Origin of the sequence: Marivirga aurantiaca (genome assembly GCF_016679925.1) — a bacterium.
In the GTDB taxonomy this organism is placed as follows: domain Bacteria; phylum Bacteroidota; class Bacteroidia; order Cytophagales; family Cyclobacteriaceae; genus Marivirga; species Marivirga aurantiaca.
Genome location: NZ_JAEQBW010000004.1, coordinates 1 through 24,467 on the forward strand (window position 1 = coordinate 1; position 24,467 = coordinate 24,467).

Here is a 24,467-nt window from a genome sequence, read left to right on the forward strand (position 1 = left end):
TATACAAAAAAAAGCTCATTGAAACACATTTCAATGAGCTCTAGTCAAAATAAGTATATCTATCTTAATATCAGTTGTTTACAATCAGTTTTAAGGCATTTTACCAACTATTTTTGGCAATTAAATCTTTCTTTTACATTTTAGAATTCATTGGACATGGAGGGAAAACAGTATAAATGGCTCGATAATACAGAATATCCATTTAAGTCACATTATTTTGAAATAAACAATTATCAGCTTCATTACATTGAAGAAGGCAAAGGAGAAACAATCTTATTCGTACACGGAACGCCTTCCTGGAGCTTTGATTTCAGAAAGCTTGTGAAGGGTTTAAAAGATAGTTTCAGGTGCATTGCCATTGACCATATAGGTTTTGGTCTTTCTGATAAACCGGAAAATTACGACTATTCAACCATCAATCATTCCAGAACTTTGGAAAGGTTTATTCTGGATAAAAAATTGAGTGATGTTACTTTGGTATTACACGATTTTGGCGGACCCATCGGATTTAACTTTGCCCTACACTATCCGGAAAAAGTTAAAAGTATCGTTGTTTTAAATTCCTGGTTGTGGAGCAGTGAAAATGAGCCGGAGTTTATTAAGCTTAGTAAGATCTTAAAAAGCCCGATTCTGCCATTTTTGTATAAAAGGTTCAATTTTTCAGCGCGTTTTATTTTACCAAAATCATTTGGAGATAAGAAGCTACCAAAGAAAACTTTGAAACAATATACCAGGCCTTTTGCTAATAGAAAACAGCGAAATGGAACCCTCGCTTTTGCAAAATCACTTCTCAATGATCAAGACTGGTTTGAAGAGCTTTGGGCCCAGCGAGAAGTAGTTTCCCACAAAAAACCTGTATTATTCATTTGGGGAATGAAAGATCCTATAATTGAACCAAAGCACCTGGAAAAATTTGAGTCAGGATTTTCTAAATCTGCAACAGTCAGGCTTGAAAGTAGTGGGCATTTTCCTCAGGAGGAAGAACCTGAAAAAGTGGTGGGGGCAATTAAGGAATTTACAAGCCAACCGTAATCGCGGAAGCTTGTTTAATCGCTGATTTTCCTAAACTTATTTTTACAGCCTTCCACACATCTGGTGGGACTAATAGGAGAGAGCTCAAGATAACCATCGTAAAAGTTTCCGGCTTCTACTGCTTCCAACTCGTCTCCTTCACAATCAAATACCAGGGTCAACACATTGTTGTCCATTGAGTAATTCCTCCCTTCACAGTCTTCGAACCTAGTGGAAGAAAAAGTGCCATCATTCTTGAAATTATAGATATACCCTCCTTCAATCTTTTGCCAGCGTTGCTGAGCATCACCGATGCTATAAGATGATTCTACTAACAACCAACTCCCATGTAATTTATTCAAGGATAGGTCAACCGGTTCTTCTTTACAGGAAAATAAAGCAAGAGCTGCCGCAATTATTGTAAGTGTTAAGTTTCTCATACCTGTTTATTTACTATTAATAAACCCTGTTTTCATAAAATGGGTTGGAGCTTTACGTCTGAATAATAGTGATTTGTTCTTTTGAGAAAAGAAAAATGCTTATTTTCATACAGGAAAAGAACCACTCAATCTAAAGCTATGGAAATAATAAACCTATCCGAAAAATTTAGCCTCTTTAGTGATCATTGGAGCCCCAAAATTGTGGGAGAATTAAACGGACAGCAAATCAAACTAGCCAAAGTGAAAGGGGAGTTTGTTTGGCACCATCATCAGGAGGAGGACGAATTGTTTTTTGTGGTAAAAGGTAAGCTGAAAATCGAATTTGCAGAGAAAACAGTAGAAATAAATGAAGGAGAAATGCTGATTGTGCCCAGAGGAGTAGAGCACAAACCAATTGCTGAGGAAGAAGTTTTGCTGATGCTGTTTGAGCCGGCAAACATTCAACATACCGGGAATGTTAAGCATGCTTTGACAGTAGAAAAACCAGATAGAATTTAAAGGAGTAATTCTTCTCTTAAAAACTACAAATGAAACAATACGTTAGGCTAATGAAGTTAATAAAATTTGGAACCCCTACATATGCCATGTCGGATTAATTGCCGTTGAAGAATTTATCCATTAACCAGAATGTAATTCCCAAGCATTGACTAAATTGTGAATTACAGCCAAAACAACAAAAGATGAACACCACTTTAAATATACAAAACACCTCTCAAGAAGAACAAAAAGCCATATTTGAAAAACAGAAAGCTTTTTTCCAATCGCATCAAACCAGGCCCTATGAGTTTAGGAAAGGCCAGCTCAACAAGCTATTGCAATTGATCAAAGCGCATGAGGCGGAAATAATTCAAGCGCTGGCAACTGATTTTGGAAAACCTGAATTTGAAAGTTATGTTACTGAAGTCGGTTTTATGTATGAGGAAATTAAATATTACCTTAAGCATTTGAAGTCGTGGATGAAACCCAAACGTGTCAGTACTTCCATCATGCATTTTCCTTCCAGAAGCAAAATTTTATATGAACCAAAAGGAGTAACCTTGATTATAGGCCCATGGAACTATCCTTTCCAGTTATTGATGGCTCCGCTTGTAGCATCTATTGCCGCAGGAAACACCTGTATGATAAAGCCACCGGAAGAAACGCCCCACACCTCTACGCTCATTTATAAAATGATAGGGGAGGCTTTTCCCCGGGAATTTATTGCAGTCATAATGGGAGAAGGAAAAGTAGTGGTACCGCAATTAATGGAGAATCATACCTTTAACCATGTGTTTTTTACAGGAAGTGTGCCGGTAGGTAAAATCATTGCCCAACTGGCAGCGGCTAAACTAGTACCCACCACACTTGAATTAGGTGGAAAATCACCAGCCATTATAGATAAGGAGGCCAACCTGGAAATTTCTGCGAGACGGGTGATTTTTGGCAAAATGATGAATGCCGGACAAACTTGTGTGGCACCTGATTATCTGCTGGTGCATGAAAGTGTGAAAGCAGAATTTGTGGATGAATTGAAAGCTTGTATCATGCAGTTTTATGGTATATCTCCCCTTGAAAGTAAAGACCTTACCCAAATAGTAAATGAAAAACGCTATGATACACTCAAGGCTTTTCTAAAAGAAGGAAATATAATTTTTGGAGGAGCTTTTGATGATGCCCAAAGAAAAATAGAACCGACTTTGGTTGAAAGTATCAATGAAGGGGATCAGCTATTCAAGGAGGAAATATTTGGCCCAATCTTGCCTATTTTCACTTTTACTTCGGAAGAGGAGGTTTATGCAATGATTGCCAAAAATCCCAATCCGCTATCACTATATGTATTCACGGAAAGCAAAAAGGCCGAGGATAACTTTATCAGTAAAATACCTTTTGGAGGAGGAGCTGTTAATAATACAGTAGTCCACCTGAGTAATCCCGGTTTACCTTTTGGAGGTGTTGGCAATAGTGGTCAGGGCAATTACCACGGAAAAGCAGGCTTCAACACTTTTTCCCATGAAAAATCAATTATGAAATCCGGTACCTGGTTTGATTTGCGCAAGAAGTATCCACCTTTTAATGCCTTGAGCATGAAAATAGTCCGGAAATTAATGAATTAGTATTTAACCTAAGGCTACTGAAACCACAATGTTCTTTGAAGAAGAATGAAACATTTTTAACTCAGGCGTGGGAACCTAAATTTCAATCAAATACTTATTGAAAGGGCATAATCCATTAAAACCTGATATATTTGTAGCTATGAAATGAGCATAAATTTTAGAATCCTCAATATACCAACTCCCGATTTGTCGGGACAGGCGAGGATGAATAAAATTTATTGAATTCTCCCCAAGGGATCCCTTTGGGGCATGTGACCATTAAAAAGCAAATATATACACATGAAATTGATCAAATATTTACTTTTATTAAGTTTCGGTTTTTTCTTATTATTGGCTTGCGAGGAGTCATATTATCCCAAGCCAAAGGGCTTTAACAGGATTGATTTGCCTGAACATGCCTTTCAGCCCTTACCGGATTCATTCCCTTTTAGCTTTGAATATTCTCAACACGCAAAGATTTTACCGGATAGCTCTTTCATACACGAACGTTATTGGTTTGCTTTGTTTTATCCCGAAATGGTGGCGGAAGTCCATATTACCTATAAGGCCTTGAATAATAACCGTGATTCATTGAGAACTAATATTGATGATGCTTATAAATTAACTTCCAAGCACCAAATAAAAGCAACTTCCATTGAAGAAACTATATTGGTAACACCTAGTGGGAAAACAGTTTCTGTAGCGGAATTGGAAGGAGATGTCCCCAGTCAGTTTCAGTTTTATACAACAGATTCCACCACACATTTTTTAAGAGGAGCTCTATATTTTCGTACATCCACCGAGAATGATTCGTTGGCACCAGTTATAGAATATGTGAAAAAGGATATCATTCATGCACTGAATACCCTGGAGTGGAATTGAGATGTCATCTTTCTTTAATACACCAATAGAATTTTTAAAAGGTGTAGGCCCTCAAAAGGCTGCATTGCTCAATAAAGAACTCAACATATTTACCTATGCGGATTTATTACAGCACTATCCGTATCGCTATGAGGATCGAACAAAATTCTATAGCATTAAAGAGCTTAACGAACACATGCCCAATGTGCAGGTAAAAGGTCAAATTATCGGAAGAGAGCTTGTAGGCCAGGGAAGGAAACAAAGATTGGTGATCCATTTGAGTGATGGCACCGGAAGCGTAGAGCTGGTCTGGTTTCAGGGGATTAAATGGATTAGCCCAAAATTAAAGTCAGGAGTTACTTATGTGGTTTTTGGCCAGCCCAATCGTTTTGGTAGTAAGTATACCATGGCACATCCGGAAATAGAAGTACTGACCCCGGCACTTCAAAGTAACCATTTTCTACAACCGGTTTATTCCACCACAGAAACATTGCGCAAGAAATTTTTGGACAGCAAGGCCATTTTCAATTTGCAAAAAACTCTTTTAAAGGAAGCCTACAACCGAATCCCAGAAACTTTACCTCAGTCAATATTACAGCAATATGCTTTTTTGACTAAAAAAGATGCTGTAGCACAAGTTCATGTTCCCAGGGATGCTCAGGTGTTACAAAAAGCCCGCTTCAGAATGAAATTTGAAGAGTTTTTCTTTATGCAACTGCGCCTGCTTATGCAAAAGAAAATCAGGCTGGAGAAATTCAGGGGTCAGGTTTTGGCAAAAACGGATCTACTGACGGAATTCTACCGATTGCATTTGCCTTTCGAGCTGACAGAGGCACAAAAAAAAGTAACCCGGGAAATATTTGTAGATTTTAAAAGTGGAAAGCAAATGAATCGTTTGCTACAAGGCGATGTGGGTAGTGGAAAAACAATTGTAGCTTTCATAGCGTCACTCATTGCAATTGATAGTGGTGCACAAGTGGCATTAATGGCCCCCACACAAATTCTGGCAGGCCAGCATTATGAGGGCTTAAAGGAGTTTGCAGATAAAATAGGAGTGAGCATTGCTTTGCTCACGGGCTCGTCAAAAACGAAAGCCCGAAGAAAAATTCATGAGAATTTACTTTCCGGGGAATTACAGATTTTAGTGGGTACGCATGCATTGCTGGAAGATGTGGTTCAATTTAAGAACCTGGGGCTGGCCATTGTGGATGAACAACACCGCTACGGAGTGGCTCAACGGGCAAGACTTTGGAAAAAGAATGAAACGTTTATTCCGCATGTGCTAATCATGACAGCTACACCCATCCCTCGAACACTTTCCATGTCTGTATATGGTGATCTGGATATTTCTACCATTGATGAATTGCCCAAAGGTAGAAAAGAGATCAAGACGTTACATCAATATGATGCCAATAGGTTGAAATTAAATGGTTTTATAAAAACAGAGGTAGCAAAAGGAAGGCAGGTTTACATTGTGTATCCACTGATTGAAGAATCAGAAAAACTGGATTTGAAAGACTTAATGGATGGTTACGAGAGTGTACAGCGGGCTTTTCCGGAGTTCCCTATTAGCATTGTGCATGGAAAAATGAAAGCGGATGCCAAGGATTTTGAAATGGCTCGTTTTGTAAAAGGTGAAACTAAAATAATGGTGGCTACCACCGTGATTGAAGTAGGAGTAAACGTGCCAAATGCTTCTGTCATGATTATTGAAAATGCCGAGAGGTTTGGTCTGGCCCAATTGCACCAGTTACGGGGCCGGGTGGGCAGAGGAGCGGAGCAATCCTATTGTGTATTGGTTACCAGCTATAAATTGAGTAAGGAAGCCAAAGTAAGAGTTGACACCATGGTGCGCACTACTGATGGGTTTGAAATTGCGCAAGTGGACATGCAATTGCGTGGTCCGGGAGACATGATGGGTACACAACAAAGTGGTCAGATGGATTTAATTCTGGGAGATTTAAGGGAAGATGAACCCATTTTGAGCATTTCCCGGCAAGCTGCGCAGAAAATAATCCAGGAGGATCCTGAGCTTGGGCATGAAGGAAACCAGCCGATAAAACTACAGATTGAAAACCAAAAGAAGAAATCAGTTAATTGGAGCAGGATAAGTTAGGGGCAGTTTTTATTCAATAAAGGAAATACTTCCCATCCCTACATCTATCGAAAATTCCAGAAAATTATTAGAGCTTTTTAAATAGGAAGAATTACCATACACGTTGTGACCTATTTTTTCAAAACCTTTGGCTAATTTGATATGGCACAATGCTGAATTTTTAATTCTAATTAATACCGGAACATCATCAGGGGGTAATTGAATAATCATGCTACCAGCCCCTACTGAGGCAGTAATATTACTATTTGTATTCCATGTTTCACCGCAGTTCAAATAAATAGATCCAAAACCTACTTCAGCAATGACCTCCTTTGCTAAAGATAAATGAAGATTTTCAATGGTAATATCCCCCAGGTTTACTTTTACAAAAAAAGTATCCATTGCTACAGAATTCATACTTTCTTCGGAATAATTGACAAGTACATCTGCACTTCCGGAGTTTATTTTTAAACGTTCCACTGCTAATCCGGATAAGTCAATCTCCGCAGAGCCCATTAAATAACTCAGATTCAAATCATAATTAATAGATTCTGAGAGGTTTATTTGCCACTTTTCTTTGGAAGAGCTATTGTCTGAAAAGAGACTGCTTGTCAGAGTCTTTGTAAAATCAATCCCTACATGATCCTTGCAGGTAAGATTGGCTTCTACATATTTCGTATTGCCGAGTTCCTGTACTTTAAAACTATTGGTAGCCAGATCATTTTCAATTCCCCCATATATTTCCAAAGGTTTTCCTGAGCGGACACTTTTAAGGTATGAAACCCCTTCGTTGCTGGATAATGTAAGAAACATTTTTTCAGTACCTTGAGATTCGGCTACTTCAAAATGCTTATGAAATTCTTGTCCAAAGCTGTTAAAACACCAAATCAGAAGGCAAAATGTAGAAAGTGGATATAACTTATTGCTCATGGTGAATTCTGTTACGCATATTAAGTACAGAAGTTATGTGATTTCTATGAATGCCAGATTATTGTAGATAAAATTGGTATAAACAATTAATTAAAAATTTGATAACAGCACTTTTCCCAAAATACCAAAATAGAATCTCATGTTTGCATAAGCAGTAATTAATAGATGAAAATTATAGCCTTACAAACGGATTTACAATTAATCATGCATATCAAAAATGATGATGAGCAGGCATTAAAAGTATTGTTTGATCGGTATTTCAATTCCTTATGCCAGTTTTCATTTCAAATAACCCATCATCAGGAAACTACAGAGGAGGTAGTTGCAGACATTTTTATAGAGCTATGGAGAAGAAGAGCTTATATTCAAATTAATCATCAAGTGAAAGCTTTTCTTTTTAAGATGGTAAAAAATGCATCTTTAAATGCACTGAGAAACTATAACATGTTTTTCTCTTTTTCTAGCTCAACTGATTTCGAAGACATTGATGAATCCCCGGAAGACAAATTAATTTCGGAGGAAAATGTTGAAGGAATAATGCAAATTCTCAATATTCTTCCTCCTGCTGTAAAGTCCGTTTTTCTGCTTCAACGAGAAGAAGGCTTTACCTATGCAGAGATTGCCGAAATCCTGAAAATTTCTGTTAAAACGGTGGAATCACACATGGGAAAAGCACTTAAACTGATGCGTGAAGCATTTCAGAAGAGTTCTTATAAGGAATATTACCACAAGTAACCATTTTGTAATGATTTGTTAACAAGGCTGCGTAAGGGTGTAAGGTGCTGAAATGTGTCTTCTATGTAAATACCCCAAATATGCAGCATAGAATTACAGATAGTCTATTGGCACAATATTTTGCAAATGAAGCTTCTGAAAAGGAAAAACAGCTCATTGAAGAGTGGCTTTTGGAAGACCCGGCCAATAAAATATTATTAGCGGAATATAAACATGTTTGGAAAAATACCCGCTTAACAAATACTCCCTCTTTTGATAAAGAAAGAGTATACCGAAAAATTTCTGATGGAGTAAAATTAGAAAAGCAAATCTCCTCGAGATTAAAAAACAAGCGAATTTTAAGATTTGCTGCTTCTGTCATCCTATTTGTAGGCTTAGCTTCAGCCTGGCTCTTGTTTAAAAACATGCCACCCGCTCAGCTCACACAAACTGCCGCCTATGGCCAGAAAATAAAATTCACGCTGCCCGATGGTTCTTTGGTATATCTCAATTCCGGAAGTGAGCTGCGGTACCCGGAAAAATTTTCAAAAGATAACAGGACGGTCACTTTAACAGGGGAAGCCTTTTTTGAAATAAAGCGAAATGAGCAAAAACCTTTTATAATATCTACAGGACCAATTCAAACAAGAGTATTGGGCACCTCCTTCAATATAAATGCTTATCAGGACCTAAAACAATCTGTCAGTGTGGTTTCGGGTAAAGTGGAGGTAAAACATGAAAATCATGTGGTTATACTTGAAAAACATCAACAGGTGTTTTTAAAAAAGGGGAAGCTTGAGAAGCAGCCGGTAAGCCCGAGCGAATTAAGCTGGAGAAAAGGTGTATTAATTTTCAAGGATACACCCATGCTTGAAGTAGCTGAGAAGTTAGAAAAATGGTACAATGTTAAAATAGTACTGCAAGATAAAGCTTTGGAAAAGTGCTTTTTTACAGGGCAGTTCATTAAGGAAAAGCTACCGAATGTGTTGGAGGTTTTAAAAGAAACCTTTGGTATTAATTATGAAATTACAAAACAGCAAGTCACACTAAAAGGAAAAGGATGCTAAAAATAATCAACAAAAAGAGGGTGCTGCAACACCCTCTTAAAAATTCCAACTGCAATTGGAACTTACTTATTTATTAAAACAACGGAGTCTTAACAAACAATTAAAATTATGAAAAAAAATTTACAGAGAGGTATACTTATGCTGAGTAAATACACCTTTTTCGGTTTCTTAATTACATGCTACGTCAGCAGTGCCTTACTCGCGGAAAAAGTAAAAGCGCAAAATGTAAAAGATGTAATTATTTCAGTGGCTGCTGAATATGGTAGTTTGGTTGAATTATTTGCTGATATAGAGAAAAACACTTCTTTTAAATTTATGTATAGCACGCATAAAGTATCGCTAAAAGAAGGAATTCAAATCAGTAAACGTAAGGCATCAGTGGCGGAAATACTTGTTGAAGTTTCCGGTAAAACAAAGCTTCAGTTTAAGCAAATCAATAACAGCATTGTTGTGACTGAGAGAAAGCAAAATTTTGCTAATCGATTAAAAATACAGCAAGAAACCTGGGGAATTGTTACTGGTAAAGTAATTGACGCCCAATCATCAGAGCCTCTTCCAGGAGCAAGTGTTGTAGTGGTTGGTCAGACTTATGGAGCTGTAACCGATCTTCAGGGAGAGTTTAACTTTATGCTGAAAACTCAGGCAAAGCAACTGGAAATTCGCTATTTGGGCTATGAAACCAAAGTAATAGACATAGCAATACCTGAAAGCGATATTTTGATAATAGGTGAAATCCAGCTGCAGCCCAAGAGCGTGGCTTTAAGCGAGGTGGTGACTTATGGTAACCTTGAAGGGCAGCAAAAAGCACTTAATCAACAGAAAAATGCAGATAATATTAAAAACATTGTAGCCGCTGATCAGATCAGTCGTTTTCCTGACCCCAACGTAGCGGAAGCACTCCAACGTGTACCGGGTGTTAATATTGAAAGAGATCAGGGTGAAGGGCGCTATGTTTTAGTACGTGGTTTAGCACCGCAATTTACAAACATCAGTATCAATGGAGAGCAAATACCTTCCCCGGAAGCAGGGGTACGTTTTGTAGCGCTAGATGCCATTCCTGCTGATCAACTAGCTTCCATTGAAGTTACAAAAGCACTTACGCCTGATATGGATGGAGATGCCATCGGGGGTTCCGTCAACCTGATTACCAGAACGGCAAAATCTACCACGCCAAGTATTAGTGGTACCTTAATAGGAGGCTACAACAACCTGATAGAAAAAGCCAATGGACAAGGTTCTTTACAATACGGACAAAGGTTCGGAGCAGAAGGCAAATTGGGGTTACTCCTTAATGCAAGCCATTACTATACAGATCGGGGTTCCGATAACTGGGAAAGAGATGGCGGTGAACTAGAATTAAGAGACTATACATTGCAAAGAAGTAGAAGCGGTTTAAGCGGGACGCTGGATTATAACATCAATGCCAATAATAACCTTTATTTCCGCGGAATCTACAACAACTTCCAGGACAGAGAGCAAAGAAGAACCTATCTATTTATTCCAAATGAGGACGATTCTCCATTCGAGGATACTGAAATTGAAAGGGCCAGCAAAGACCGCTGGGAAAAACAAATTGTGAGCAGCTTTAACCTCGGAGGAAAGCACTCTTTCTCTAATCTTTCATTAGATTACGAAGTGTCATATTCTGAGGCCTATCAGGATACACCTTTTGACACGGAGACCGTTTTTTTGGCTGAAGTAGACCAAATAGGAGTTGATTTTTCTACCAATCCGGAATTTCCAACCTTTAATGTAGAAGGAGTTGATTATTTGGATAACACTATCTATGAATTTGATGAATTAGCTACTGGAAACAGCTATGCTTTAGATGTTAATAAAACAGCAAAAATCAATGTAGGTATTCCTTACAGATTAAGTGACGCTGACGGTCTTTTGAAGTTTGGTGGTAAAATCAGGTTGAAAGAAAAGAGCTTTAGTATTACTGAGAATGTTTATTCATGGGAAGGAGGCGATATTCAAATTAATGGAGCCACAGAAGATTTCACACTTAACTTTTTTGAAGGAGGAACTCTGGATAACAATTTCTTAGATGGAAAATTCCAGATCAACAGAAATGTAGATGTTTCTCAATTTAATACTTTCTTCAATGCCAACCGAAATGGTTTTGCCCTGGAAGTGGAGGATAAGCTGGTAGCGGAATCTGTGGAATCCTACAAAGCAGCAGAAGATGTGTATGCTGCTTATGTAATGACGAAACTTGAATTTAATAAGTTAATGGCGTTAGGCGGATTGCGTTATGAAACCACAAAAGTAACCTACAATTCTCAGGCAGCTATTTTTGATGTGGAAGGAGATCTGGATAGAATCGATCCGGTAAACGGAGGAGTTACTTACGATTTTTTACTTCCTCAAATTCATTTTAAATACCAGCTAAATCCACTGACCAATATTCGTTTTGCTGCAACGGCAAGTTATTCCAGACCAAACTTTGAAGATATTGTTCCATCTCAGGAAGTTGAGTTAAACGCCAGGGAAGGAAGCATAGGAAACCCTGAACTTGCACCTGTTACAGCCTACAATATTGACCTAATGGGAGAGCATTATTTTGGAACCGTAGGAATTATCTCCGCAGGCCTTTTCTATAAAAACCTCGATAATTTCATCTTCACTCAGCGCTATGATTCTACCATCAGCAATATTAATGTGGTCTTAAATCAATCCCGAAATGGAGAGACTGCCGAATTATTAGGTTTCGAGCTGGCCTATCAGCAAAATATGACTTTTCTTCCGGGTGCATTAAAAGGCTTTGGAATTTATGCCAACTATACTTACACCAGTTCAGCAGCAAATATTGCCAGCAGAACAGAAGAATTTGGCTCAGAAGAAATCCGATTACCGGGGCAAGCTGCCCACGTAGGAAATTTCTCGCTCGCTTATGATTATGGTAAGTTCAACATTCGGGCTTCGGCAAATTTCAACGGTGAATACCTTTCAGAATTAGGAGGAGATGCTGAGGAAGATGTATATGTGAAAAACAGAATGCAGGTTGATTTAACAGGAGCTTACCGTTTTAATAACAAATTCCAGGTATTTGGGGAAATTATGAACCTTACCAATCAGCCATTTGAAGTTTATCAAGGCTCAGGAGATCAGTACATTCAAAGGGAATTCTACTCCTGGTGGTCACGTGTAGGCGTAAAATTCAATTTCTAAACTTAATAAAAATGAAAAATCTATCTAATAATATTTTCTCAGTTTTAGCTCTTGCTTTAGCTTTTACAGCTTGTGTTGACGAGGATTTTGAATACCCTCAGGATGCCGAGTCAGAAGAATTGTTCATTCTTGCTTTAGATGCAGATGAAGGTGGCGCTTTGGAATCGGAAACAGACTATGGATTAGAAGTTGCCTTTCAGGATTACTTTGGAGAACTTCCTGAAGCAGAAGTAACAATCTCTTTTGAAATTAAAGATGCTGAAGGCTTACAAATAGGCCCTGAGGATAACCAATTGCATATCAAAGAAATTATTTATGAAATTGATGATTGCACAGAAGGCGAGTTGGACTTTACTTTTAATGCAGAGGGTACAGGTACTATTACTTTAAAACCAGATCCCGAAATTGGAATGCCGGAAGCTTTCGAAGTTGTTTTCAGTCTACCTTATGAAACAGTAATGGATGACGGAGAAGAGGAAAACGAATCTTTACTCGAGGATGATTTGGAAAATGAAGATGACAGAGGCTTTGTTTTTGAAATCACTGGTATTACCAGCGATGAAGAAAGTATCGTACTCAGTCCTGTTGCAGAATTTGAATACATTGTGTTGGATAACGAGAAAATTACCGCTGAATGGGAGCTTGATATATCAGAGGAGGCAGTATTTGATCAATTTAAAGAAGCTTTTTCACCCATCAATGCAGATTTAGCAGAGTTGGATTATTCAGAAGTGAATGCCATTAAATTCGAATTTCAATTTGAAGAATTGGCAATCAAAATAGAATTGATCGAGGAAGAAGCGGATGAATGCGATCCTACGGATTTTTCTAATAAAGAAATAGAAATTGAAGCGGAATACGGTGCGGAAGATGGTGAACTTGAATTGGAGGGCAGCTATTTAGTGTTTAATGAAGGGGATGGTGAAGTAGAAGCTGAGCTTGATTTTATTCTTCAGGCAACTTACGAAGTTAGCTTATCGGAGGAACGTTTAACTATTAGCTTACAGTCCTTAGAAGATGAGGATAATTTTAATGAAGAAGCTTATTACAATCGAGAAAACGCATACACATTTAATTTAAACAGGGACTAATTAGAGTACTTGAAAAACTTAATTCCATTTATAATAATTTTAAAAACACACTAATGAAGAATTTTTTATATTTAATTATAGCACTTAATATGTTGGCCTGTGGCGGTAAAACAGATTCACAAGAGACGGCCTCAAGCAATGAAAATCCAGATACATTAAGAATTCAACCCAAATACGTTACTCAACCGGTAATAAGCGATACAGATGATCCAGCCATTTGGATCAATAAAGCGAATCCCTCTGAAAGCTTAATCATTGGGACAGATAAGGGAGATGATGGCGTATTAGGAGGTCTTTATGTTTATAATCTGAAAGGCGAAATCGATAGAGAAAAAAGTATTACTGATTTAGAGAGGCCTAATAACGTGGATGTAGCTTATGGCATGCCTTTAAACGGAGATACAATTGATATTGCCGTTTTTACAGAACGTTATACTAATTCCATCCGAATATTTCAATTGCCGGAAATGAAGGAAATTGATAATGGAGGCATTCCAGTTTTTGAGGACGATACGTTACGCAGCCCAATGGGAGTGGCTCTTTATCCCAGACCATCAGACCAAAAAATATTTGCTGTTGTTGGAAGAAAAGAAGGCCCTACAGATGGTACTTACCTCTATCAATATGAGCTAATGGCTGAAAATGGAGTAGTAAAAGGAGAATTGGTGCGCAAATTTGGAATATGGAGTGGAGAAAAGGAAATTGAGGCAATTGTTGCGGACAATGAAGCAGGCTATGTGTATTTCAGCGATGAAAGAAAGGCCATAGCAAAATATTATGCTGATCCGGCAAAAGGCAATGAAGAGATAGCGCGATTTGGTCAGAAGAACTTCCTGGAGGATAGGGAAGGGCTTTCTATTTACAAAAAATCAGATACCACAGGTTATTTACTGGTTTCAGACCAGTCCGATAATACCTTTCATGTTTTTAAAAGAGAAGGAAATAATGATTTCATCACTGAATTACCTTTCAGTACCAAACAGAGTGATGGTAACGAAGTAGTTAATTACAATTTTGGAGAAGAGTTTCCTGAAGGAATATTTGTAGCAATGTCAGATGATAAAACTTTTCAGATTTACGATTGGAGAGACATTCAAAAGGCTATTGATAAAGCGAATCAGAAATGAGAAAAGCAATAATAGTTCTGTTTCTAGTAGTTTCTTCCTCTGCTTTAGCACAAGAAAAGCTGGAAATTTTAGATGATGCCCTGCATTTTTATGTAATCGGTGATTGGGGCAGAAACGGGGATCTTGGCCAACAAGAGGTGGCCGATGCAATGGGAAGAATGACCAAACTCATTGAGCCGGAGTTTTTTATTTCTACAGGGGATAACTTTTATCCCAATGGAGTAGCATCTGTGGATGATCCTTATTTTATTTCTTCATTCGAAAATATTTATAAAGCGGCAGGGCTCTTTGAACCGTGGTACCTGGTTTTGGGCAATCATGATTACAGGGGAAATGTACAGGCAGAGATAGATTATACCTATAAAAGTCAGCGATGGAATATGCCAGCTAGATATTACGCTAAAGGTTTTGAGGAAGAGGGCATTACCGCTCAAATTCTTTTCACCGATACAAATCCTTACGAAGCATCTTATTATGAGGAGGGTAATAAATATAGAGAAGCGGTAATGGATCAGGATACGCTTAAGCAGAATAAATGGATGGATAGTGTGTTTTCCGTTTCAAAGAATATGGATTGGCGTATTGTAATTGGTCATCATCCTGCTTATACAGGGGGAAAAAGAGATGGTGAAACATCTTCTGTAGCGCGACATTTTAATCCTTACTTTGCGAAATACAAAGTGCATGCTTATTTTGCAGGTCACGAGCACGATTTGCAAGTGATTAAACCATCAGCTACTTATCACTTCATTTCCGGTGCAGGCTCAGAGATTCGGCCTACAGGCAGGGTAAAAGAAAGCCTTTTTGCTGCTAGTGAACATGGTTATATGATTGTTTCTTTAACTTCTTCTAAAATGCTGGTTCAGGTATTGAACGAGAAAGATGAAGTGCTTTATAAGCAGGTGGTGAATAAGTAAAAGGTCAAAGCAATAATTCAAAATTTCATAAAAAAGCTCCATTTCAGTCTGAAATGGAGCTTTTCACTATACATTTTTATAAGATTTTAATTGAAGAACTCTTTCACCCTGTCAAAAAAGCCTTTGTCTGCTTTTGTGGGCTGTGGTTTAAAATTGTCGGAGGCACGCATACTTTCCAACATTTCTTTCTCTTCCGAATTCACTTGTCTTGGAGTCCAAACATTCACATGAATTAATTGGTCGCCACGGCCATATCCATTGATATCACCTACACCTTTGCCTCGCAATCTTAAAATCTTTCCTGATTGAGTTCCTGTTTCTATAGTAATCTTTACTTTACCATCAATCGTAGGCACTTCTACGGAAGTACCTAATACAGCATCAACAAAGTTGAGGTATAAATCATATATCACGTTTTGTCCGTCACGCTTCAATACTTCGTGCTCAATTTCCTCAATCAATATCAGTAAATCACCAGCGGCTCCGCCCATAGGTGCCTCGTTTCCTTTGCCTTGCATGCTTAACTGCATTCCGTCAGTTACACCGGCAGGTATTTTCACACTAATAATTTCTTCTTTGGAGTGCAACCCTGTGTTATCTACATGAGGAGGCTTTTTATCAATAAATTTACCGGAACCATGACAAGTTGGGCAGGTGCTGGCTGAAACCATTTGGCCTAACATTGTATTGGTTACTCGTCTTACCTGACCTGTACCACCACAAGTTTGACAGTCTTTATAAGTTACACCATCGGCAGCAACCAATCGGTTTACTTTTATTTTCTTTTCTGCACCGTGAGCAATTTCACTAAGTGTCATTTTCAGCTTAATACGAAGGTTTGAGCCTCTTCTGCCTCTTCCTCGGGAACGTCCGCCCCCACCAAAGAAACTCTCGAATCCACCACCACCTCCGCCACCGAAGATGTCACCGAATTGAGAGAAGATGTCGTCCATGTTCATTCCGCCACCGCCAAATCCTCCGGCACCGCCTTTCACGCCATCATGACCGAATTGGTCATATCTTTGGCGCTTTTCGGCATTGCCAAGTACTTCATAGGCCTCGGCAGCTTCTTTAAATTGGTCTTCAGCTTTAGGATTGTCCGGGTTTTTGTCCGGATGGTATTTAATGGCTACTTTTCGATAAGCCTTTTTAATTTCCTCACTGGTAGCACTTTTACTAACTCCTAAAATATCGTAGTAATCTCTTTTCGCCATTTTGATTTATTCTCCTATTATAACTTTGGCATACCGAACTACTTTATCGTTCAACAGGTATCCTTTTTCTACCACATCAACTACTTTTCCTTTTAATTTTTTGTCTTCAACAGGAATTTTGGTGATTGCTTCGTGGATTTCCGAATCAAATTCAATGCCCGGCTTACTATCCATGGCCGTGAGGCCTTTATTGGCCAGTGTTTTTTCAAATTTATTCTTGATCAGGCTGAAACCTTCTTTTAATGCTTCAACATCTGCGTTATCATGGAAGGCTTTTTCTGCCCTTTCAAAATCGTCAATAACCGGCAATAGCTCAGTGATCAAATCTGCAGAAGCCGTTTTAACTAATTCCAGGCGCTCTTTCGCATTCCTCCTCCTGAAATTGTCAAATTCAGAATAAAGCCTTATATATTTGTCTTTTGCTTCGGCTACCTCTATCTGAAGCTTTTCCTCTGCTGACAACTCTTCTTCAGCAACCGGATTTTCCTCATTCTCTTCGCTTTCTTTCTCCTCATTAAGATCTGCTGAATTTTGCTCCTGAGCAACTTTTTCTTCCTGCTCAATTTGCTCTTCCTGAGATTTTAACTCATTTTCCTTTTCGTCTATTTCTTCTTTAGCCATAGTAATATTATTGCACTTTCAATTTCCGTCTATTATATCAATGATTTTGCCAATTGTAAGTTGTCTGCCAATATGACATTAATCTTGTAAGGTCTTCCAAATCAAGTCTTTCAATTCTTCCAATTGATAATTTGTCATGGAAGAAATAAAGAGGGAAGGAAGCTCTTGAGGTATTTCCTTTTTCATTTCGGCCATGAGCTCATCATCCAATAAATCAGACTTGGTGATGGCCAGGATGCGATTTTTATCCAGCAATTCCGGATTATACTTTTTGAGCTCATTTCTCAATATGTTATATTCTTCTTGAATGTCTTTAGAATCTGCCGGGATCATAAATAAAAGAATAGAATTCCTTTCTATATGCCGCAAGAAGCGTGTGCCAAGTCCTTTCCCTTCAGCGGCTCCTTCTATAATTCCGGGTATATCAGCCATTACAAATGAACGATGGTCCCGGTAAGGAATTACCCCGAGGTTGGGAGTTAATGTGGTAAAGGCATAATCGGCAATTTCCGGTTTAGCGGCAGAAAGCACGGAAAGCAGGGTGCTTTTTCCGGCATTCGGAAAACCTACCAGGCCAACATCTGCCAACAGTTTTAATTCCAGTATAATCCATTCTTCCCCACCTTCTTCCCCTGGCTGCGCATATCGGGGAGTTTGGTTCGTGGGAGTTTTAAAATTGGCATTTCCCAGACCACCACGACCACCCTTTGTCAGAATTTTCTCTTCTCCGTCTTCGGTAATCTCGAAACGTATTTCTCCCGTTTCAGCATCCTTGGCTGTAGTTCCCAATGGCACCTCTAAATATACATCTTCTCCCTCAGCTCCACTTCTATTACCTCCTTCTCCATTACTACCGTCTTCAGCTAGCACATGCTTTTTATATTTTAGATGAAGTAAAGTCCAGAGTTGACTATTGCCTCTTAATATTACATGTCCCCCGCGTCCGCCATTGCCTCCATCCGGACCTCCTTTTGGCACATGTTTTTCTCGCCTCATGTGTATAGAGCCCGCACCTCCCCTTCCGGAGCGTGAGCATAATTTCACATAATCTATAAAGTTGGGATTAGCCATAAATTCGTTTTTGAAAATGCAAATTTAGCTTTATTTTTAATGGAAATAAAAAAGCCAGAGATAAGTGTTTTTATCGCTGGCTTTTTTTGTGTCGAAACGGAGTGAATTTTACCTTTTCAATTTTTCTATTTCGGAGCAAATGTTTTCAAAAATATCATTTATCGTACCAACGCCCTTTACTTTTACAAATTTGCCCTGGCTGTCATAATATTTTGCCACAGGCATTGTTTCTTCCTGATATACTTTTATTCTGTTCTCAATCTTTTTATCATCCTGATCATCACTTCTGCCAGAGGTTTTGCCCCTTTCCTTGATGCGTTTTTTCAATTCTTCTTCAGGCACATCTAAAGCAATCATACCGGCAATTGGTTGACCTTTTTCCTCTAAAAGAGCATCTAATGCTTTGGCCTGGGTAACGGTTCTTGGAAAGCCATCAAAAATATAGCCATTGTTGTTTTTGTTTTCTTTCAGCTTTTCATCCACCATTCCAATCACAACTTCATCAGGTACCAGGTTTCCTGCATCCATATATTTTTGTGCCAGGTTTCCCAGTTCAGTCCCTTCGCCTAAATGTTTCCTGAATAAATCACCTGTGGCAATGTGAGTCAAATTATATCGATCAATTATTTTTTCACTTTGTGTTCCCTTGCCAGCTCCCGGAGGCCCAAATAAGATAATATTTAACATATTTTAGTTTGTTGAAAATCAAATATAAAAGATTATTAGAATAAAAAGTAAGGATATTAAACCAATTGATATAAATCTCTCAGTTCCCGGCCCAGTCCATTGTAATCCAGGCCGTAACCCAACACAAATTTAGGGGGAATTTCGAAACCTATATAATCGGGTTTTTTAGATTTTTGTTGTGCTTCAGGCTTATGAAGTAAGGTAACGATGGAAATTGATTTAGGGCCTAAAGTTTCAAACATTTCCACTAAATAACTTAGTGTTTCACCGGTGTCTACAATGTCCTCAACCAGAAGAATATCCCGGTTAAAAATATTTTCTTTCAAGCCCAGCACTTCTTTTACTTTACCGGTTGATTGTAACTCCTCATAGGAAGCTACGCGGATAAAGGTGATTTCCGGCTGAATACCCATACAGCGGATGAGGTCAGCAGAAAATATAAAAGCTCCATTTAACACGCTGATCATTAATGGGTTTTTGTCTTTAAAATCACGATCTAATTCTTTGCCCAATTCAGCTACGCGTTGTAAAATTTTTGTTTCCTCAATATAAATTTCAAATGTTTTGTCCAGAATTTTTATCATTTCCTAAAGCGTAATTAAAGTTTTTCCATTAATAGTTGGTACATTGAAAGCATGGCTTCAATGTCCTTTTTGTGAACGGCTTCATTGGGAGAATGCACATTGTCTTCAGGAGCCCCCACAAAGCACCAGTCTATAGGGTAAGGGGACTGATGTAATTCCCGGCCATCACTTGAGCCTCCACTTTCCACTTCCAGTTGGTAAGGAATGGAAGATTCTTGGGCCAGGGAGATAATTTTATTGATGAAGGATTTTCGGGGAACATTTCTGTCACGCATGGAAATAGCTACTCCCTTGCCATGTTCTACTCCTTCTGTTACCCAGGTAATGTCAGAAATTAAAGCCTGACGAATATGGTATTTCTCATACATGAACTTAGCCAGCATTGGCACACTTCCTCCACCATGTTCTTCATAACAGGAAAAAACAATCATGCCATTTTCCAGCGTTTCGGCCAACTTTAAGCAATTATAAATCCCTAGACGATTGTCCATATAACAGGATTGTATAAATTCTTCTGTTTCCCTGAAGTCACAATCGAAAGTGAGGCTTGTTCCTCGCTCTATTCCACGACCAAACTCATAAAACAACTGGTTTTCTTGGTTTACCTGTAATTTACAATTGACGAACCCCAAGCTGTCCTTACCTTTTAGTTTATAATTACTCTCTACATCCGGGCCGCCTATCGGGATTAGCTGGTTTTGATAACGTACGGTAAACCCAACGGAATCCATATGTGCAAAAATGGCAGTTCTGGGTTTTCCAAAAACCAATACAAGACAGTCTTGTAAATCTTCACCATCAAAAATCTGTGGTTTAACTTTCCAGCTGGCTTGTACCTTGGATATGTAGTCCAGTAAGAAATTTTTCATTTCACTTTCCTCACCAGAAGGAGCATGAATTTCACATAAGGTTTTTAATAATCGGTATTGATTCATTGAGGCAAAGTTAGAAGCTTTTATGAGGAAAATGTCTTAAGAAATGAGGGATTATTTCTGAATTTAATTAATTTCTAAAAAAATAAAATTATATTTAGATTTAGCAAAGAAACCAACCTTGAAGAGTGAATGTTTATAGTCAATAATGATAACAGCATATTAAACCATTTTCTCGCAGAGCTGAGAGAAGTTGATATCCAAAAGGATAGGCAAAGGTTTAGGCGAAACCTGGAAAGAGTTGCTGAAATTTTGGCTTATGAAATATCAAAGTCTCTTTATTATCAAAATAAGCAAATACAAACGCCACTACAAAAAACCAACATACAACTCCTAATGGACTTCCCCGTCATTATAAGTGTTATGAGGGCCGGCCTACCCTTTCATCAGGGCTTTTTAAATATCTTTGACCATGCAGATTCCGGCTTTCTTGGAGCTTATAGAAAACATACCACCGAGGAAGAGTTTTCCATTTTTCTTGGCTACCAGGCGATGCCTTCCGTAGACAATAAAGTGGTCATACTGGCTGACCCCATGTTGGCCACAGGAAAGTCCATGGTACGAGCTATAGAAAGTATTTTGCAAAATGGAAAACCCGAAAAATTTATTCTGGCAAGTGCCATTGCTACTCCTGAAGCAATGCAATATTTAGAAGAAGAGTTATCCGTCAATTATTCAGTATATATTGGGGCCTTGGATGAAAGATTAAACGAAAAAGCTTATATATTGCCGGGCTTAGGTGATGCAGGAGATTTAAGTTTCGGTAATAAAAAAGAGCATTAATGGCGTTAAACAATACACTTTTGTTAATCATTGGTTTAGCAATCCTGATTCTGGGGGGAGACCTTTTGGTACGTGGTGCATCCAGGATTGCATTAAGATTTAAAATTTCACCATTAGTTGTTGGAGTAACAATTGTGGCGTTTGGTACCTCTTCACCTGAATTGCTTATCAGTATCCAGGCAGCCTTGTCAGGGAGTCCTGATATTACCATGGGTAATGTAATAGGTTCCAATATTTGTAACCTGGCTTTAGTGCTGGGAATAACAGCACTTATAGCACCCATACCTGTTAATTCTGATAGTATTAAAATTGATTGGCCTATGACTATGGGCAGTGCTCTTTTGTTATATTTTTTAGTGAGGGAGGGTTTTGTCAATGATTATGAAGGCATAATGTTCATTGTGCTTTTAATAATTTATATAGTATTTATCATCAGAAGATCCAGAAAGAACAATATCAGTGCTTCAGAAATTGGGATTGACCTTGAGGTTCCAACTGATAATGATAAAAAAAATCTGGTAAAGGATATTCTACTGATCATCATCGGAGGAGCAGGACTCTATTTTGGGTCTGACTGGTTTGTGAATAGCGCTAAAGATTTAGCAATTTACATGGGTGTAAGCGAACGAATTGTAGGGGTGACTGTAGTGGCTTTAGGAACAAGTTTACCTGAGTTGGTAACTTCAGTTGTGGCCGCATTTAAAAAAGAAACTGATTTGGCCCTTGGAAACCTGATGGGTTCCAATATTTTCAATATCCTCTCTATTTTGGGAATTACCAGCTTAATTGCTGAAATAGAAGTGAGTTCTATCATACTGAATTCCGATATGATATGGATGTTGGGCATAACATTGGTTATCATGCCAATGATGGTGATAAATAAAAGAATTGATCGATATGAAGGCTTAATTCTGCTGGGGACTTACATTTTTTACACTGTAAATGTAATTATGTAATAGCTGAAAAATCTTAGGATTTTTCTGTGCCTTCATCATCCTCATCAGGTAGCATTTCTATATCCTGAATCAATACACGTTTGGAAATACTCTGACCTGTCAAGGTGGCGGCTAAACCCCCCATGGCAGTTTCCTTATAGCGGGATTCCATGCTATTGCCAACTTCTCCCAGGGCATCGACACATTCATCGACAGGAATTACACCGCTTACATTTGAGAGCGCTATTTGAGCAGAGGAATTGGCAATAGCTGCGGCACTTGCATTTCGGACCACGCAAGGCACTTCCACCAAGCCAGCTACAGGATCGCACACGAGGCCTAGCATACATTGAATAGTAATGGCTACAGCGTTAAAGGTTTGGTCAATATCACCACCCAGACAATAAACTATAGCGCCTGCCGCCATAGCCGCAGCGCTGCCGGTTTCGGCCTGGCAACCACCTACAGCACCAGCCAAAGAAGCTTTTTGTTCAATTATTAAAGCTATTCCTGCACCAACCAGAAGGCCTTCTAAAATTTTCCTGTCCTCTAAATGATGAACTTCCTGCAAGGTGAACATGGTACCGGGCAGAATTCCGCTGGCACCTGCAGTAGGGGCGGCCACTACTCTGCCCATACATGAGTTCACTTCTTTGGCAGCCAGGGCACGTGCTATCAAATTCTGGAAGTTTTTATCTAAAACAGTAAGCGGATTTTTATATACTTTTTTTGCTCCATTGTTGATCATGCCGGAACGAGAAGTCATGTCTTCTTCCAGGCCAGTTGTTACTGCTTCACGCATCACATCATAGGCAGCCTGAAGGCCTTCCCATACTTGTTCTTCAGCCCTGTCTTTCTGATCTCTCTCATATTCCAGTACAGGCTCGAAAAGCTGCATCTTGTTTTTTTCACAATAAGCTTTCCATTCTTTGAAGTCATTAAAAAGTAGCGACATAAAAATTCTATAGTTTATTCCCTTAATCGACAAATAAACAGAAAAGTTTATTGCCCTCGTAATTTCTGATAAAGATATGTCCTTATCTTTGCAAGATGAAAATTAAGAACGACTTATTATTACGAGCCGCAAGGGGAGAAGCTACTGAAAGAACGCCTGTTTGGTTGATGAGACAGGCGGGTAGGATATTGCCGGAATATCGTGCTGTAAGAAATAAACTTAGTGGTTTTATAGAATTGGCGCAAACTCCTGAACTGGCTGCAGAAGTTACTTTGCAACCAGTAGATCTTTTGGAGGTGGATGCCGCTATTATTTTCTCAGATATTTTGGTGATTCCTGAAGCAATGGGACTGCCTTATGAGATGGTTGAAAAGCGAGGCCCTCATTTTCCTAAAACCATTCAAACAGAGGCAGATTTAAACCAAATTTACATTGCCCGGCCGGAAGAAAGTTTAAGTTATGTAATAGACGCTATTAAAATAGTGAAAAAAGCCCTGAATGGTAGAGTGCCATTGATAGGTTTTGCCGGTGCTCCCTGGACTATTTTTGCTTATATGATTGAAGGAGGGGGAAGCAAAACTTTCTCTAAAGCCAAGGCTATGCTTTATTCCAATCCCTCACTGTCACATAAACTGTTGCAGATGATTACCGACAGCACCATTAAATATTTGCGTGCACAAGTGGAGGCTGGGGCAGACTTAATTCAGGTATTTGATAGCTGGGCAGGTATTTTATCTCCAGCTCAATATGAAGCATTTTCCATTCCTTACCTGAGGCAAATTGCAGATGCCATAGATACTGTGCCTAAGACTATTTTCGCTAAAGATGCACACTATGCTTTGCCTTCTTTAAGTCAACTGACATATGATACCATCGGTTTAGACTGGACTATGGATCCTCAAAAATCCAGAGATATTGTCGGCCCTAATAAAACACTACAGGGAAACCTAGACCCTTGTGCTTTATATGCTGATGACGAAACCATTACCAAATTGACACACGAAATGTTAGATAATTTTGGAAATCACAGATATATAGCCAATCTGGGCCACGGGGTATATCCGGATATTTCCCCTGATAAAGTGAAACATTTTATTAATGTGGTGAAGGAGTATAGCAGCAAGCAATAAAGCAGAAGAAAATTTTAGTTTGGCAGCTAAGGTTTCTTTAAAACCGGTCTGAACTG

23 protein-coding genes are annotated in these 24,467 nt (G+C 38.7%); 14 read left to right on the top strand and 9 right to left on the bottom strand.

What is annotated here, in order from left to right; genetic code table 11:
- Positions 1–156: 156 nt before the first annotated feature.
- Complete coding sequence (locus JKA74_RS10300) at positions 157–1,032, top strand: alpha/beta fold hydrolase (protein WP_201431113.1); 876 nt, start codon at positions 157–159, stop codon at positions 1,030–1,032.
- A 14-nt stretch (positions 1,033–1,046) separates the two neighbouring features.
- On the opposite strand, the gene JKA74_RS10305 is transcribed toward JKA74_RS10300, so the two are convergent.
- Complete coding sequence (locus tag JKA74_RS10305; RefSeq protein WP_201431114.1) at positions 1,047–1,451, bottom strand: hypothetical protein; 405 nt, start codon at positions 1,449–1,451, stop codon at positions 1,047–1,049.
- A gap of 138 nt (positions 1,452–1,589) precedes the next feature.
- On the opposite strand from JKA74_RS10305, the gene JKA74_RS10310 reads away from it, so the two are divergent.
- The 4 genes from JKA74_RS10310 (at position 1,590) to recG (ending at position 6,500) form a co-directional block, all read left to right on the top strand.
- Complete coding sequence (locus JKA74_RS10310) at positions 1,590–1,949, top strand: cupin domain-containing protein (protein WP_201431115.1); 360 nt, start codon at positions 1,590–1,592, stop codon at positions 1,947–1,949.
- Positions 1,950–2,131: 182 nt separating this feature from the next.
- A complete protein-coding gene (locus JKA74_RS10315; RefSeq protein ID WP_201431116.1) occupies positions 2,132–3,544 on the top strand; it encodes an aldehyde dehydrogenase in 1,413 nt (470 codons plus the stop codon).
- Positions 3,545–3,823: 279 nt separating this feature from the next.
- Positions 3,824–4,405 carry a gliding motility lipoprotein GldD gene (gene gldD, locus JKA74_RS10320; RefSeq protein WP_201431117.1) on the top strand — a complete coding sequence of 194 codons (582 nt, stop codon included), beginning with the start codon at positions 3,824–3,826 and terminating at the stop codon, positions 4,403–4,405.
- Position 4,406: 1 nt separating this feature from the next.
- Positions 4,407–6,500: an ATP-dependent DNA helicase RecG gene (gene recG, locus JKA74_RS10325; protein ID WP_201431118.1), complete on the top strand. Its 2,094-nt coding sequence runs from the start codon at positions 4,407–4,409 to the stop codon at positions 6,498–6,500.
- Positions 6,501–6,509: 9 nt separating this feature from the next.
- Here recG and JKA74_RS10330 read toward each other — a convergent pair whose 3' ends face one another.
- Positions 6,510–7,409, bottom strand: coding sequence for a DUF4097 family beta strand repeat-containing protein (locus JKA74_RS10330; protein ID WP_201431119.1), 900 nt, complete (start codon positions 7,407–7,409; stop codon positions 6,510–6,512).
- Between the two features lie 165 nt (positions 7,410–7,574).
- Here JKA74_RS10330 and JKA74_RS10335 point away from each other — a divergent pair, with 165 nt between their 5' ends.
- From JKA74_RS10335 to JKA74_RS10360, 6 genes are all read left to right on the top strand, one after another.
- Positions 7,575–8,144, top strand: a complete 570-nt coding sequence (locus tag JKA74_RS10335) for an RNA polymerase sigma factor (protein WP_201431120.1) — start codon at positions 7,575–7,577, stop codon at positions 8,142–8,144.
- An 80-nt stretch (positions 8,145–8,224) separates the two neighbouring features.
- Entirely contained in the window at positions 8,225–9,190 is a 966-nt protein-coding gene (locus JKA74_RS10340; RefSeq protein WP_201431121.1) for a FecR family protein, read from the top strand.
- Between the two features lie 108 nt (positions 9,191–9,298).
- Positions 9,299–12,364: a TonB-dependent receptor gene (locus JKA74_RS10345; protein ID WP_201431122.1), complete on the top strand. Its 3,066-nt coding sequence runs from the start codon at positions 9,299–9,301 to the stop codon at positions 12,362–12,364.
- Between the two features lie 11 nt (positions 12,365–12,375).
- Positions 12,376–13,455: a hypothetical protein gene (locus JKA74_RS10350; protein ID WP_201431123.1), complete on the top strand. Its 1,080-nt coding sequence runs from the start codon at positions 12,376–12,378 to the stop codon at positions 13,453–13,455.
- 53 nt (positions 13,456–13,508) lie between these two features.
- Positions 13,509–14,582: a phytase gene (locus tag JKA74_RS10355; protein ID WP_201431124.1), complete on the top strand. Its 1,074-nt coding sequence runs from the start codon at positions 13,509–13,511 to the stop codon at positions 14,580–14,582.
- Positions 14,579–15,499 (top strand): metallophosphoesterase, encoded by a 921-nt coding sequence (locus tag JKA74_RS10360; RefSeq protein ID WP_201431125.1) that lies wholly within the window; start codon positions 14,579–14,581, stop codon positions 15,497–15,499. The genes JKA74_RS10355 and JKA74_RS10360 overlap by 4 nt, the downstream gene beginning before the upstream one ends.
- An 86-nt stretch (positions 15,500–15,585) precedes the next feature.
- On the opposite strand, the gene dnaJ is transcribed toward JKA74_RS10360, so the two are convergent.
- The 6 genes from dnaJ to JKA74_RS10390 all read right to left on the bottom strand — a co-directional run bounded on the left by dnaJ (position 15,586) and on the right by JKA74_RS10390 (position 20,611).
- Positions 15,586–16,713 (bottom strand): molecular chaperone DnaJ, encoded by a 1,128-nt coding sequence (gene dnaJ, locus JKA74_RS10365; protein WP_201431126.1) that lies wholly within the window; start codon positions 16,711–16,713, stop codon positions 15,586–15,588.
- Between the two features lie 6 nt (positions 16,714–16,719).
- Entirely contained in the window at positions 16,720–17,334 is a 615-nt protein-coding gene (locus JKA74_RS10370) for a nucleotide exchange factor GrpE (RefSeq protein ID WP_201431127.1), read from the bottom strand.
- A 78-nt stretch (positions 17,335–17,412) separates the two neighbouring features.
- Entirely contained in the window at positions 17,413–18,405 is a 993-nt protein-coding gene (gene obgE / locus JKA74_RS10375; protein ID WP_201431128.1) for a GTPase ObgE, read from the bottom strand.
- A 108-nt stretch (positions 18,406–18,513) separates the two neighbouring features.
- Entirely contained in the window at positions 18,514–19,092 is a 579-nt protein-coding gene (locus JKA74_RS10380; RefSeq protein ID WP_201431129.1) for an adenylate kinase, read from the bottom strand.
- A 56-nt stretch (positions 19,093–19,148) separates the two neighbouring features.
- Complete coding sequence (hpt, locus tag JKA74_RS10385) at positions 19,149–19,676, bottom strand: hypoxanthine phosphoribosyltransferase (protein ID WP_201431130.1); 528 nt, start codon at positions 19,674–19,676, stop codon at positions 19,149–19,151.
- 14 nt (positions 19,677–19,690) lie between these two features.
- Positions 19,691–20,611, bottom strand: coding sequence for a M20/M25/M40 family metallo-hydrolase (locus JKA74_RS10390; protein ID WP_201431131.1), 921 nt, complete (start codon positions 20,609–20,611; stop codon positions 19,691–19,693).
- 129 nt (positions 20,612–20,740) lie between these two features.
- Here JKA74_RS10390 and upp point away from each other — a divergent pair, with 129 nt between their 5' ends.
- Both upp and JKA74_RS10400 read left to right on the top strand, forming a co-directional pair.
- Entirely contained in the window at positions 20,741–21,391 is a 651-nt protein-coding gene (gene upp, locus JKA74_RS10395) for a uracil phosphoribosyltransferase (protein WP_201431132.1), read from the top strand.
- Positions 21,391–22,347 (top strand): calcium/sodium antiporter, encoded by a 957-nt coding sequence (locus tag JKA74_RS10400; protein WP_201431133.1) that lies wholly within the window; start codon positions 21,391–21,393, stop codon positions 22,345–22,347. Before upp ends, JKA74_RS10400 begins: the two co-directional genes overlap by 1 nt.
- Positions 22,348–22,360: 13 nt before the next feature.
- On the opposite strand, the gene sdaAA is transcribed toward JKA74_RS10400, so the two are convergent.
- Positions 22,361–23,281: an L-serine ammonia-lyase, iron-sulfur-dependent, subunit alpha gene (gene sdaAA, locus JKA74_RS10405; RefSeq protein WP_201431134.1), complete on the bottom strand. Its 921-nt coding sequence runs from the start codon at positions 23,279–23,281 to the stop codon at positions 22,361–22,363.
- A gap of 95 nt (positions 23,282–23,376) precedes the next feature.
- Here sdaAA and hemE point away from each other — a divergent pair, with 95 nt between their 5' ends.
- Positions 23,377–24,411 carry a uroporphyrinogen decarboxylase gene (hemE, locus tag JKA74_RS10410; RefSeq protein ID WP_201431135.1) on the top strand — a complete coding sequence of 345 codons (1,035 nt, stop codon included), beginning with the start codon at positions 23,377–23,379 and terminating at the stop codon, positions 24,409–24,411.
- Positions 24,412–24,467 lie beyond the last annotated feature (56 nt).